At 48.8% G+C, this 14,246-nt stretch carries 9 protein-coding genes and 1 pseudogene; all 10 read left to right on the forward strand.

Translation table 11 applies throughout. The features are described from left to right. On the forward strand, window positions 1–546 hold a 546-nt coding region (locus ACTHMC_RS09975), incomplete at its 5' end, for a DUF6377 domain-containing protein (protein ID WP_440412966.1). Between the two features lie 212 nt (window positions 547–758). Continuing rightward, a complete protein-coding gene (locus tag ACTHMC_RS09980; protein WP_440412967.1) occupies window positions 759–3,797 on the forward strand; it encodes a SusC/RagA family TonB-linked outer membrane protein in 3,039 nt (1,012 codons plus the stop codon). A 12-nt stretch (window positions 3,798–3,809) separates the two neighbouring features. Beyond that, entirely contained in the window at window positions 3,810–5,369 is a 1,560-nt protein-coding gene (locus ACTHMC_RS09985) for a RagB/SusD family nutrient uptake outer membrane protein (RefSeq protein ID WP_440412968.1), read from the forward strand. 14 nt (window positions 5,370–5,383) lie between these two features. Next, complete coding sequence (locus tag ACTHMC_RS09990; RefSeq protein ID WP_440412969.1) at window positions 5,384–6,538, forward strand: SusE domain-containing protein; 1,155 nt, start codon at window positions 5,384–5,386, stop codon at window positions 6,536–6,538. 32 nt (window positions 6,539–6,570) lie between these two features. Then, on the forward strand, window positions 6,571–7,932 hold the full coding sequence (locus ACTHMC_RS09995) for an alpha-amylase family glycosyl hydrolase (RefSeq protein WP_440412970.1): 1,362 nt from the start codon (window positions 6,571–6,573) through the stop codon (window positions 7,930–7,932). Between the two features lie 9 nt (window positions 7,933–7,941). Then, complete coding sequence (locus tag ACTHMC_RS10000; protein ID WP_440412971.1) at window positions 7,942–9,345, forward strand: glycoside hydrolase family 28 protein; 1,404 nt, start codon at window positions 7,942–7,944, stop codon at window positions 9,343–9,345. 6 nt (window positions 9,346–9,351) lie between these two features. Further along, the gene (locus ACTHMC_RS10005; protein ID WP_440412972.1) at window positions 9,352–10,797 is read left to right on the forward strand and encodes a sialate O-acetylesterase; all 1,446 of its coding nucleotides are present in this window, start codon (window positions 9,352–9,354) and stop codon (window positions 10,795–10,797) included. A 13-nt stretch (window positions 10,798–10,810) separates the two neighbouring features. Next, window positions 10,811–12,991, forward strand: a complete 2,181-nt coding sequence (locus ACTHMC_RS10010; RefSeq protein WP_440412973.1) for a GH92 family glycosyl hydrolase — start codon at window positions 10,811–10,813, stop codon at window positions 12,989–12,991. A gap of 66 nt (window positions 12,992–13,057) precedes the next feature. Continuing rightward, complete coding sequence (locus ACTHMC_RS10015; protein WP_440412974.1) at window positions 13,058–13,855, forward strand: nucleotidyltransferase domain-containing protein; 798 nt, start codon at window positions 13,058–13,060, stop codon at window positions 13,853–13,855. Between the two features lie 117 nt (window positions 13,856–13,972). Further along, window positions 13,973–14,246 (forward strand): annotated as a pseudogene (locus ACTHMC_RS10020) (gliding motility-associated C-terminal domain-containing protein); the annotation flags it as partial.

Consider the following 14,246-nt stretch of genomic DNA (forward strand, 5'->3'; position numbering starts at 1 on the left):
AGTGAATTGCTGATGGCTGGTGAACAACTGAAGCAAACCAATATCAGCCTTGCTGAGGCCAATCATATCAAAGAAAAATTCATCGGTCAGTTCCTCGAGATCTGTACCGAACATATCGATAAACTGGAGGCCTTCAAACTGGTGGTGAACCGAAGGGTAAGGGCCGGCCAGATCAATGAGATCCTGAACATGACCTCCTCCTCCTCCCAGGATGCCGCCAGGGAGCTCAAGACCCTGTATGCCAGTTTTGATTCGGCATTCCTGAATATCTACCCTTCCTTCCTGCAGGAATTTAATCAACTGCTCCGGCCTGACCAGCAATATGAAACCGGAGATGACCGGTCGCTCAACCAGGAATTAAGGGTATTTGCACTCATCAGACTTGGCATTACAGACAGCAATAAGATCGCCAGCTTCCTCCATTATTCCCTCCGCACCATATATAATTACAGGAGTAAGGTGAAATCAAAGGCCCTCTTTCCGGACTCCAATTTTGAGGAAAAAGTAAAACAGATCGGCTCCTTTTCAGCTGAAACGATAGAATAAAAGGAATGTTCCAGCCCGGATCCCTGACATCGGGTTTACTTTTTGACTGCTGCTGATAATTCCTATTTATTTGATAATGAATATTTTATATTTAATCTTCCCTTACAAAAAATTACATTGACCCCTGCAAGCGCACGGTTCCACCCTTGTGCCGCTTATTTTTGGACCTGCCAATTCATCTAACTCCAATTTGTTAATTCAGACGATCGCTTATGCCACCGAACCCTGCTATCAGCAACCCAGTTCATGCAGACCCGGCGCAGTTACAAACCGCCAGGAAGTATATCCGGAAAAGATCATATCTGTTATTCCTCAGCTTACTTTTTTCAGGTATCAGTGCCCTGGCACAAATCCCGGTAGAAGGACATGTAAAAGATACCAATGGTATTCCCATCAGTAATGTTTCTGTAACAGTCCGGCATAAGAACGCCGGTACCACCACCAATGATAAAGGTCATTTCAGGTTACCCGGAATTGCGCTCAATGATACCCTGGTGTTTTCATTCACCGGCTATGATAGCCAGTTGATCGTCTTCCGGCAGGAGGGGGAACTGAACATCATACTGAAAGAAGACCAGAAGCAACTGCAGGATGTGGTTGTGATTGGCTATGGAAAGGTGAGGAAGGGAGATGCCACCGGTTCACTTGTGAATGTGAAGATCGATGACAAGCAGCGGGGCGGGGGACTGTATGCCCAGGACCTCATCGTAGGCCGGGTTCCGGGTGTTACTATTGTGAATGAAGGCGGAGCCCCAACAGGTGCTTCCTATATCAGGATCCGCGGCGGCTCTTCACTCTCTGCCAGCAATGACCCGCTGATCATTGTGGATGGTGTGTTCATGGACAATAATCCCGTCAACGGAACAGGGAATGTGCTCAGTACTATCAATCCAAACGACATTGAATCCTTTACCATATTGAAAGATGCTTCGGCTACAGCCATTTATGGATCGCGCGCTTCCAATGGTGTGATACTCATCACTACCAAAAAGGGTAGCAGCGGGGCATTACGCGTTTCCTACGATGGTAAACTTTCCCTGAATGCCAGGAAAAAAGAACTGGAAGTACTGAGTGGCGATGAGTTCCGCGTTTTCCTGCGGGACAGGTACGGCAATAGCAGCCAGTACAATGAGATCTTTCAAAAACAGGGGCTGATCAATACTGACTGGCAGAATGCGATCTTTCAGCAACCGCTCAATACAGACAATAACCTCAGTGTGTATGGATCTGTAGCTAAGAAACATCCTTTCCGTTTGTCTGTAGGATCAACGCAGAGCGATGGAATCCTTAAAACCTCCTCGTCGAAGCGCCATACCGCCAGCTTCTCCTTTTCTCCATCCCTGCTCAATAACGACCTGAAGGTAAACCTGAACGGGCGTGGTATGCTGGTGAATAACCGTTATGCCAACTGGGATGCTATCGGTGCAGCCGTAGCCATGGATCCCACTCAACCGGTATATGACGCCAACAGTCCTTATGGCGGGTACTATACCTCACTGGGAACTGATCACCAGATCATACAGGTGGCAACCAAGAACCCGCTCTCCATGCTGGAAATGACCAATAATGCGTCCGAAGTGCGCAACTTTATCGGAAGCGCGCAACTGGATTATCATCTCAGGTTCCTGCCGGGTTTGCATGCTATCCTTAATACCGGTATCGATTATGCGAAAGGAAAGGGAGGCACATACATTTCTGAATTCTCTCCGTCGGATTACATGTATGGCGGTTACAATGCCGGCTGGAACGATACCCGCCGCAACTCCTCCCTCGATTTCTATTTGCAGTACAAACGTGAGCTGAGCGCCCTGAACAGCCATATCGATCTCATGGGAGGTTATTCCTGGCAGCATTACAAACTGGAAGGCAGTAATGCGGGATACAGGATCAGTAATTATGATGCATTCGGAGATCCGCTGCTGGTTTCCAAAAGTAAATTCGCCACGGAGCATTATATCTTATCCTACTACGGCAGGCTGAACTATGCATTCAATAACAAATACCTCTTCACGTTTACGCTTCGTGAAGACGGGTCATCGAGGTTCAGCAAGGAAAATCGCTGGAGCCTGTTCCCTTCGGCAGCATTGGCCTGGAAGGTTTCAGATGAGCCTTTCCTGAAAGGCAACAATACGCTCAGTAATCTGAAACTCAGGTTGAGCTGGGGTATCACGGGGCAGCAGGACATCAACCAGGGAGATTATCCCTATATCGCCACCTACTACGGAACGGTGGGAACGCAGGCAAATTACCTGCGTGGGTATACTGCGGGCGGAGCGCCGCTCTGGGTGGAACTGCTCAGGCCTGAGTCTTACAATGCAAACCTGAAATGGGAATCCACTACCACTTACAATGCCGGCATCGATTATGCATTCCTGAAAGGAAGGATCGAAGGCGCCATCGATGTATACTACCGGAAAACAAAGGACCTGATCAATGTGGAAACAAAGACCACCGCAGGCACGAATTTCAAGGAATTTGTAGTGAGCAATATCGGAAGCCTGGAGAACAAGGGCGTTGAGTTCTCTATCACAGGCAGCCCCGTCAAAAGGAAGGCCCTGACATGGGAACTGGGTGCCAATCTCACGTACAACAGGAACCGCATTACAAAGCTCAATGCGGGCGACGATTCAAAGACCAGGCTCGTGAACGGCATTGTGGTGAACATGGTAGGACAGGCCACGAACATGTACTATATGTACGAGCAGATCTATGACGAAAAAGGAAAGCCCATTGAAGGATTTTACAAAGACCAGAATAGTGACGGACTGATCAATGAAGAAGATCTCAGACCGTTCAAACGGGCCACGCCTGATATCACATTGGGATTGAATACCCGCCTGCTCTGGAAAGCCTTCGACCTCAGTATTGCAGGGCATGGCAGCATCGGTAATTACAATTACAATGCACTGGCGGCCGGTAATGCAGCGTTGAGCCTCACTTCCGTGTATGCCAGTGAATTCCTGCGCAACCGGATGAAAAGCGCGCTGGAAACCAATTTCCAGGTGAACCAGCCATTGTCTGATTATTATGTGCAGGACGCCTCTTTCTTCCGCGTTGATAATATCATCCTGGGTTGGTCTTTCAACAAATCGAAGAAGTTGCCACTCAACGGAAGGGTATATGGCAATGTGCAGAATGCATTTGTATTCACAAAGTACAAGGGAGTGGACCCGGAGATCTTCGGAGGAAGTGATGGCAGCATCTATCCTCGTCCCATCACCTTCCTGCTTGGCCTCAATCTTAACTTCTAATCAGCAACAGCAATGAAAAGAACTTACTTAATTATATTGATTGCATCCTGCTTTACCTCCTGTGTAAAAGACCTGGATACAATACCCATGACGGAAAATGTGCTGTTGTCTGAAGCAGCCTGGCTAGACAGTACTTCCTATGAAAAGTTCCTCTCCAAGATCTATGCAGGATTGGCGCTTTCAGGAAACGAGGGACCGTTCGGCTCAAACGATATGTCGGCCCCCGATCAGGGCGAAGCCACTTTCGTGCGCTCTTTCTGGAACCTGCAGCAGTTGTGCACCGATGAAGTGATCGGTGTGGAAGACAGTGAAACCAAACGTGGCCTGTATTTCTGCCAGTGGAATTCCAGCAACAGCATGGTGGCCCTGAACTATACAAGACTCTATCTCAATATTGCCTACGCAAATGAATATCTGCGCCAGACTGCCGCTGAAAAAGTGAGCAACCGACAGGTGAGTGCTTCCCTGGCACAGAAGATCGAAGGATACAGGGCGGAAGCCAGGGCGCTGCGGGCACTGAACTATTATTTTCTGATGGACCTGTATGGAAGGGTGCCATTGATAGATGAAGATTTTCCGGTTGGCAACAACAATGTTTCACAGCAGGACCGTAGTGTACTGTTTCCCTGGATCGAAGCAGAGCTGAAAGCGGTGGAAGGCAGGCTGCCTGCCGGTGATAAGCTGCATTACGGTATGATCAATGATGCCACTGTACAGATGTTGCTGGCAAAAATGTACCTCAATGCAGAAGTTTACATTCAGCAGAACAGGTATACGGAATGCCTCACTTACCTCAATAAAGTGCTGAATGCCGGATTCTCTATCGATCCCCTGTACAGGAATATATTCCGTGCAGACAATGAGAAATCCCCCGAGATCATTTTCCCGCTGATCTATGACGGTATGCGTGCCACCACTTTCGGCGGCACTACTTTCCTGATTGCAGGTGCCAGCAAATCCGATATGAATCCCATGACCAGCCTCGGCTTCTCACAGGCATGGGCAAGCGTAAGGGCCAAAGAAAGCCTGTCGCGCCGCTTTGAAGACAATGATCTGCGCGCCATGTTCTATAAAACAGACAGGACCCTTGAAAACACGGAATGGAACGATTTCAATAAAGGTTGGTCTGTAAGCAAATACTCTAACCTGAAAAGTGATGGAACACCAGGTTCCAACACGGCCCATGCTGATACTGATTTCCCGCTGTTCAGGTTAGCCGATGCCTGGCTCATGTATGCCGAAGCAGTATTGCGCGGCGGACAGGGCGGTACAAGGGTTCAGGCGCTCAGCTATGTGCAGCAACTCAGACAGCGTTCCAATGCATCAGTAATTGATGATGCGGCACTCACCCTCGATTTCATCCTCGATGAACGTTCAAGGGAGCTCTTCTGGGAAGGACATCGCCGGACAGACCTCATCCGTTTCAATAAGTTCACGAAGAACTACGCCTGGCCCTGGAAGAATGGCATCTATGGCGGAGTGGCCAGTATCGACGATAAATTCAATCTATATCCTATCCCCGCAACAGAGCTTACTTCCAACGCTTTGCTGAAACAACATACAGGATACTAAAACGATCATTCCATATGAACAAACATATATATCATTTCATCTTCGCTTCCCTTGCCTGCCTGATTTTGTCATGCAGCAAAAAAGAGAAGCTCACACTCACTGGTGCTGAAGGCAGTCTGATAAAGGAACTTGCTGCAACCGAGTATGTACTGGAGAATCCGGGAGACGAGGATCCATTGCTCTTTACCATTAACTGGACAGAAACCCTGTTCAAAGGGGGCGGCGGAGAACCCGTACCCGCTGCTCCCTTCACATACACCCTCCAGGTGGATGATGCAGGTAATAATTTTGATTCCGCAAAGGTCCTGGCAGTTACTTCTGATCTCTCTTTTGATGTGCATACCAAAGCCATCAACTCCTTCCTGATGGACAGCCTCGATGCGCATCCCGGAAGCCGTAAGGAGATAGAGTTTAGATTGCTCATCACCTACGGACAGAACGGCGCTGGTAAGACTTACTCAGGCAATGTGATGAAAATTGCTGTTACGCCTTTCACATACTCCGATCCTTTGCAACTGATGTATATCATTGGCGACATGAACGGATGGAACAACACCAATACCGCCAGTATGCTGCCTATGTTCAAAGAGAACAGCCAGCCGAACAATTTCACGTACACGTTCACCGGTTATATCCGCGCCAACTGTTTCTTCAAATTCCTGCCATCGGAATCATTGAATTCTTACAAGGCTTATATCCGCAAGGATGAAACCCATATGGAATACCTCGAATCGGAAGGTGGTGCTTTCTACAATGAAACAGCGGGCTACAAGACCATCTCCATCGACCTGCGCAACCTTACCTACACCATCTCGGATTACAATGCAAGCGGCGCACCCGAATGGAGCTTTCTCGGATTCATCGGTGCTTTCTGCGGATGGGACAATGAGCCGGGTATGACCAGGTTTTCCGTGGAGAATCCGCATCTCTGGTCGCTCAGCCTGACCCTCGATCCGCTCACCGGCGGCAATACGCACCCGGTGAAATTCAGGTCCAATCGAAGCTGGGGAAGCAGGTGGGCCGCCATCGATCCTGATGCACTGCCTTACGGGAAGACCATCTACCTGACAGGAAGTGAATATGATCCTAATATCGTGATCAAACAGGGTGGGGAACAGAAGATCATTTTCAATGATCTCACCGGACATTATTACATCAAAGCACAGTAGGCATTAATTACAATCAAGTTCATCCGCGTCATATGAATACATACAGGATATTGGTAATAGCGCTGGTTTCGGTGCTGTTGCTCGGAAGCTGCAAAAAAGACGATAAATACTGGTCGGATCTCCCTAACAGTGAGGTGACTCCCATCAGTGCAAACAATAAGGTGATCTATGAAGTGAATCTGTACCATTATTCCAGCCAGAGAAATATCAACGGCCTTAAGAATGACCTGGCCAGACTGAAGGAACTGGGCGTGGACATTGTGTGGCTGATGCCTGTTCACCCGATCGGAATCATCAACAGGTCGGGAACAGTGGGCAGTCCTTATTCGATCAGGGATTACAAAGCCATCAATCCGGATTACGGAACAAAGGACGATTTCAAGGCCTTGATCACTGCCGCGCATGGAATGGGGATGGAGATCTGGATGGACTGGGTGGCCAATCATACTGCCTGGGACAATGCATGGGTAACCGATCATCTTGATTACTATTCTGAAAGGAATGGCGAAAGGCCTTACTCTCCCAATGGCTGGCCTGATGTGGTGCAGCTGGATTACAACAATACCGCCATGCGTGCAGCCATGATCGATGCCATGAAATACTGGGTAGAGGAATTCGATATCGATGGCTATCGCTGCGATGCTGCGGCGCTGGTGCCATTGTCGTTCTGGAAAGAAGCGAGGCAGCAGGTGGATGCCATCAAAAAGATCACCTGGATGTGTGAGGCCGATGATCCCACCTACATGGAAGTATTCGATTATGATTATGCCTGGCTCTTCAGCAATGCGCTGAATAATTTCGGCAACAATAACGATGTGCCCCAACTGGTGGCTGCCTGCAAACAGCTTTTCAATAATGTCAACTATAAGAACAAAGGCAGGATGGTGTTCCTGACCAACCATGATATGAATGCGTTTGAAGGAACGGAATTCGACAGGCTGGGCAATAATGTGCTACCGTTGACGGCGCTCACCTTCACCATCTACGATATGCCGCTGATCTATAACGCACAGGAGATCGGGCTGAATAAGAGACTTGATTTCTCTTCCCTTACAGACATTCCATGGCAGCAGACCAATAAGCTATATCTCAACCTCTTCAAAAAGCTGACGCAACTGAAACGTACACAACCTGCGCTTGAAAGCGGTACCGGCAGGGGAGAACTGAAGATCTACCGGACCAACCAACCCAAAGTGTTCTGTTATTCCCGGAAGAAAGGAGAGAATGAAGTACTGGTGATCCTGAACCTGGGTGATATGCCGGTAAGGTTGCAATTTGATGGAGAATTGCCATCCGGACAATTCAAAGACTATCTCAATAATACCTATCACGGTTTTACAGCAGGAGACGCTATTTACATGCAGAAGAACGGCTATGCTATTTATGTAAAATAAAATTGTTCCATGAAGTATATTTTCCTCTTGTTGCTGGGAGGCCTGATCTGGGTCTTCCCGGCAAATGCTACCCCTTTGCTCATAAAGGTCTATGATATTACCCGTTATGGTGCTGTGGGCAATGGTGTGAAACTCAATACCGGCGCTATCAATGCTGCCATTGATGATTGTTCGAAGAATGGCGGAGGCATTGTGCGTGTGCCCAAAGGTGTTTTTCTCAGCGGCACCATCTACCTCAAAAGCAATATCAGGCTTCGTTTGGAAGAAGGTGCCGTGATACAGGGAACTGCCGATATAGATCAGTATCATGCGTATGCCGGCAGTGCAAGCCTCGCAAAATACAATAGCGGAGATGCAGGCCCCAATGCCAACAGCATCATGAACAACAGGTGGGGCAAAGGGCTGATCATCGGCAACGGGATCAGCAATGTGAGCATCGAAGGACAGGGTGTTATCGATGGCGCACATGCATTCGATTCCCTGGGTGAAGAAAGGATGCGCGGGCCGCATACCATCATTATCGGAGAGTCCCGCAATATCACACTCACAGGTATCACTATCAACAGGTCTGCCAACTATGCTTTCCTGGCCTACGATATCGAAAATGCAGGATTCGATAACCTGCAGATGAATGAAGGATGGGATGGAATTCATATCCGGGGTGGTAAGAATATCCTGATCCGTAATTGCAGTTTTTATACAGGTGACGATGCCATCGCCGGAGGATACTGGGAAAATATAGTGATCAGCAATTGCTTCATCAATTCTTCCTGCAATGGCATCAGGGTGATCATGCCCGCTACCAGACTTACTATTGAACATTGCATATTCAAAGGCCCCGGGAAATATCCGCACCGTACTTCAAAAGAACTGAGAAGGACCAATATGTTATCTGCCATTCTATTGCAACCGGGCGGCTGGGGCAAAGCGCCTGGCAGGATCCAGGACGTTCATGTGCATGATATCAGCATAACCGATATGAACAACCCATTCATGCTGGTACTGAATGAAGGCAATGAAGGAGATAATATCCGGTTAGAGCGTATCACTGCAACAGGGATCAGACAAGCTGCAGCCAGTATCGAAAGCTGGAGAGGCGGTGTATTCGGCCGTGTACAACTGAAGGATATTTCCATCAGCTATGCAGGTAAGAATGAGCCAAAGCTCAGGGACCTGCATACAGAGCAACCACCTGCCGATTCAAGACCATTGCCTGCATGGGCCTTCTTTGTAAGGAATGTGCGCAATATCAGTTTTGAGAATGTAACACTCTCTTATGAAGGAGCAGAACAAAGGCCTGCATTCCTTTTCGATAATGTGGGCGCCATTGAATTCAACAACGTGAATTATCCCGGCATAGCGGATGAGCACTCTGTGCTCCTCCGCAATACTTCTCCTTTCAAAAGAAAATAGTACCTGATGAAATTTTTTCTTCCGGCGCTTCTCTGCCTGATGATGACGTATCCTTCATCGGCAAAAATAAAATTGCCTGCACTGGTGGGCGATCATATGGTATTGCAGCAACAATCGCGTGTCAATCTCTGGGGCTGGAGCAATGCTGCGAAGACTGTTACAATCCGCACTTCCTGGGATAAAAAAATATATCAGGTAAAAGCGGATGCCAAAGGCAGGTGGCAGGGGGAAGTGCTGACGCCCGCTGCGGGCGGTCCTTTTGAGATCGTGATCAGTGATGGAGAAGCTGTCACCATCAGGGATGTACTGATCGGTGAGGTATGGATCTGCTCTGGACAATCCAATATGGAAATGCCCATGCATGGTTTTTATGGGCAGCCCGTGGAAGGCGGGATGCAGGAAGTGTTTGAAGCCAACCAGTATCCTTTCATCCGTATGTTCACCATTCCTCCAACACCGGCAGACACCATACAGGAAGAATGCAAAGGACAGTGGCTTCGGTCTTCCCCTGCCAGCGTGAGGGATTTCAGCGCTGTGGCATATATGTTCGGCAAATACCTGAACAGGATATTGAACATCCCTGTAGGATTGATCACACCCAATTGCGGGGCTACTGCCATTGAATCCTGGATGACGGCTGAATCTATCAAGGCTATCCCCGGCATCGATCAACAACTGGCATTCAAACCGGTGAGTGAATCGAAAGCGGCCATCCCTGCTTCGCTCTACAATGGAATGATTGCGCCGGCTTCGAAATATACCAGCAAGGGATTCATTTGGTACCAGGGAGAATCCAATATGAAGAACCATGCCGATTATGATAAACTGATGGCGGCCATGGTGAAGTTATGGAGGGCGGCCTGGAAGAACGATGCCATGCCTTTTTATTATGTACAACTGGCTGCGTTCAATTATGAAGGCGCAGAGAATATCACCCTGCCACTCACCATCGAAGCGCAGTACAGGGCATTGAAACATATTCCCAATGCAGCCATGGCTGCCACTACGGACCTCGGGGATGCTTTTCATATTCATCCGCCAAAGAAGAAGCAGATCGGCATGCGCCTCGCTTCACTTGCCCTTCGTCATACCTACCAGGTTGATGGCCTGTTGCCTGATGCACCCGTCATCAACAAAGTGAGTTTCGATGGCAATAAAGCCATTCTCAGTTTCAGGAATGTTCCTGATCATACCTGGACGGGCACAGGCAGTATCGAATTCATGTATGCGCACATCAGGGGATTTGAACTGGCAGGTGCCGACAGGAAGTTTTATCCCGCCAAAGCTTCGCAACAATTTGGAAAGAGTGGGGTAGAGCTGAGTGCCGATCAGGTGCCCAACCCGGTGGCTGTACGTTATGCATTCCGCAATTTCCATGATGCCAACCTGATGAGCACGGAAGGACAACCGCTGGCGCCCTTCCGGACCGATGACTGGAACGATGTATGGTAGAAAAAATAGCAGGATGAAAAAAATATTCTTTGCAACAGTTTTGTACTGCGGCTGTTTTTTAACCGATGCCCATGCGCAGGATTATGCGAGGTATGTGAACCCATTTATCGGCAATGCTGATAACGGTCATACTTTTCCTGGCGCCTGTGCGCCATTTGGTATGATCCAGGCCAGTCCTGAAAGCGGCAACGGGTCCTGGAGATACTGTTCAGGTTTCAATGCTGATGATAGCACCATCAATGGCTTCGCCCAGAATCATCTCAACGGAACAGGATGCCCCGACCTGGGAGATATCCTGCTCTTTCCATTCAGTGAAGAGAACCGTAATCCCGGCTTCATAAGCCTGATCGATAAACGATCGCAGGAAGCCAGTCCGGGTTACTATAAGGTAAACATGACCGGCGCAGGAGTACGGGCGGAAGTTACAGCCACAGAACGCACTGCTTTCTATCAGTTCAATTATTACGGGTCCGGTAGCCCGCTATTGTTGCTGGATATGCAGAGCGGACTGGTTACTGCCCCTGATCATATTCATAACAGGGTTCTGTATGCGAATATGGAAATGCCGGACAGCCAAACCATCACCGGTGGAAATGAAGTGCGCGTTTGGGTGAAGAGAAAGTTCTTCTACGTGATTGAGTTTAATAGTCCTTATACAGTGAAGGAAGCATTAACGGCCGTCAATGGCGAAAAGGCCAAAAGACTGATCCTGCAGTTCGATCTGAAAAAAGGACAGGCACTGCAGGTAAAACTGAGCATATCCACTGTAAGTGTTGATGGCGCCAGGGCGTCCCTTGAAAAGGAAAACCCCGGCTGGGATTTTCAGCAGATCAGGAAGCAGACACGCGCAAACTGGAACAGGATCTTCCAGCGTGCCAGTATTAAAGGAACGGATGCGCAGAAAACGAATTTCTATACGTCCATCTATCATCTCTGTATCCAGCCTAACAATATTGCCGATGTGGATGGCAGGTACAGGGGAGCGGATGATCAGGTATACACCAGCCCTTCGGGCGACTATTATTCAACCTTTTCCCTCTGGGATACTTACCGGGCGGCACATCCGTTATACACCATCCTGGTTCCTGAAAGAGTGAATGGTATGATCAGCTCCATGATCGCGCATCATAACGTCAATGGGTACCTGCCAATATGGACACTCTGGGGAAAGGAGAATCATTGCATGATCGGCAATCATGCGATCCCGGTAATAGCAGATGCCGTCCTCAAAGGATTCGGCGGGTTCGATAAAGAGGCGGCATACCGGGCAGTGAAAGAATCAGCCACAAAGAATCACACGAATACAGATTGGGAAGTATTTGACCGGTATGGTTATTTCCCTTTCGATATCATTAAAGCCGAATCTGTTTCAAAGACACTGGAAGCTACCTATGACAACTACTGTGCGGCGCAGATGGCGAAGGCATTGGGTAAGGAAGAGGATCATGTGTTCTTCATGAAGCGCGCAGGTTATTTTTACAACCTGTATGATACAGCCACCGGGTTCATGCGGGGCAGGGACTCCGCAGGTAATTGGCGGATCCCATTTGAACCGCTTCGCTTATTTCACGCGGGAGCGGAAGGAGGCGATTATACGGAAGGAAATGCCTGGCAATATTCCTGGAGTGTTCAGCATGATGCGGAGGCTTTGGTGAAACTGGCAGGCGGTAAAAACAAACTGGCGGATAAACTCGATTCATTGTTTGTGTTAAAAGCAGGCGAGGATGAAACAGGCCATGTGCATGATGTGAGTGGCCTGATCGGGCAATACGCACATGGCAATGAGCCCAGCCATCATATCATCTATCTCTATAATTATGCCGATAAACACTGGCGTGCCCAGGAGTTGCTCAGGCACGTGGTGGATAGTTTCTATCTCCCCAAACCTGATGGGCTCTGTGGCAATGATGATTGCGGACAGATGTCTGCCTGGTATCTCTTCACTTCAATGGGATTTTATCCTTTGAATCCCTGTGGAGGACAGTATGAAACCGGAGCCCCGCAGTTGAAAGCCATCCGGTTGAAACTGCCGGGCAGCAAGCGTTTCAAAGTGAAGGCAAAGCATATTTCCCCATCTGCTAAATATGTAAGATCTATCCGTTTGAACGGCAGTTCATTGAATGGCACCGGCATTCATCATAATCAGATCATGAAAGGAGGGAAGCTGGTATTCTACATGAGTGCCGTGCATTAGCCCCTTTTTAAAGAGTAGTCCCCGGATAATTTTGGTATCTTCAGGATGGATCTCAAACCACCTGTTATGATACAACATCAGTTTGCGGAACGCGTTGCGGGAATTGTTGGAGAAGATGCTTCTGTAGTTGGACTGGCCGCAGCCGGCTCCTGGCTCAGCAATGAGCTGGATGAATATTCCGACCTCGACCTGCTGCTGGTTACCAGGAACAAAGTGGGAGGCGATAAACAGCGCATGATGGCCTATGCAGAGAAGTTCGGCAAGCTGCTTTCCGCTTTTACCGGAGAGCATGTGGGCGAACCCCGCCTGCTGATCTGCCTCTATGACGATCCCCTGCTGCATGTTGATATCAAGTTTGTTACACTGGAGGAATTTGCGTTCCGGGTGGAAGAGCCCGTGATCCTGTATGATGCATTCGGTCAACTGGAGCAGAGCCTGCAGGTAACAGAAGCTGAATGGCCCAATCCCGGGTACCAGTGGATCGAAGACAGGTTCTGGGTCTGGATCCACTATGGGCTTACCAAAGTGGGGCGTGGAGAATATTTTGAAGCCATCGATTTCCTTTCTTCCATCCGCAATATGGTGCTGGGTCCCATGCTGCTCATCAGCCAGGGACAATTGCCAAGGGGCGTCCGAAAACTGGAGAAACATCTTCCGGAACAAACGCTTGAACAGCTGAAAGGCACGCTGGCGCTACACGACAGGGGCTCACTCCTGAAAGCCATTCACAAATGCGTAGAACTTTATCGCGATCTGCGGAGCAACCTGTATGACAGTGATATTAAATGGCAGACCGGAACAGAAAAAAAAGTGCTTGAGTATTACGATGAAATAGCTGAACTGCCGGAAAACATCATCCACTGACACTAACCACCGCATTGAATGACCGGATTTACCGTACATTACGGCAACGGGCCGGATACGTTTTAGTTCAACCCTTTGCAACGATTTTACGTATACCGGGGTCATCAAACTATGCATATGAGAATTCTGGCGTTGGTACTGACCTTACTGGCAACCACACAGCTGAAGGGACAGACCTGTACCGCTGCGGGTCAATCGCCCTCCACTGCATTCCCTATCTGTGGAAGTAAAGTATTCCGTCAATCCACCGTTCCCATCTGCGAAACCAGGTCCATCCCCGTGCCCGGTTGCGAGTCCGATGGCCTCAACTACACCGATAAAAATCCATTCTGGTACCGCTTTACCTGTTATGCCAGTGGCACACTGGGCTTTGAGATCAGGCCGAATGACC

It is taken from the genome of Pseudobacter sp. (assembly GCF_051955275.1).
Taxonomy (GTDB): domain Bacteria; phylum Bacteroidota; class Bacteroidia; order Chitinophagales; family Chitinophagaceae; genus Pseudobacter.

Bases quoted from the DNA above. Each gene is read 5' to 3' on its own strand.
- ACTHMC_RS09980 (WP_440412967.1), top strand. From the start codon at position 759: ATGCCACCGAACCCTGCTATCAGCAACCCAGTTCATGCAGACCCGGCG.
- ACTHMC_RS09985 (WP_440412968.1), top strand. From the start codon at position 3,810: ATGAAAAGAACTTACTTAATTATATTGATTGCATCCTGCTTTACCTCC.
- ACTHMC_RS09990 (WP_440412969.1), top strand. From the start codon at position 5,384: ATGAACAAACATATATATCATTTCATCTTCGCTTCCCTTGCCTGCCTG.
- ACTHMC_RS09995 (WP_440412970.1), top strand. From the start codon at position 6,571: ATGAATACATACAGGATATTGGTAATAGCGCTGGTTTCGGTGCTGTTG.
- ACTHMC_RS10000 (WP_440412971.1), top strand. From the start codon at position 7,942: ATGAAGTATATTTTCCTCTTGTTGCTGGGAGGCCTGATCTGGGTCTTC.
- ACTHMC_RS10005 (WP_440412972.1), top strand. From the start codon at position 9,352: ATGAAATTTTTTCTTCCGGCGCTTCTCTGCCTGATGATGACGTATCCT.
- ACTHMC_RS10010 (WP_440412973.1), top strand. From the start codon at position 10,811: ATGAAAAAAATATTCTTTGCAACAGTTTTGTACTGCGGCTGTTTTTTA.
- ACTHMC_RS10015 (WP_440412974.1), top strand. From the start codon at position 13,058: ATGATACAACATCAGTTTGCGGAACGCGTTGCGGGAATTGTTGGAGAA.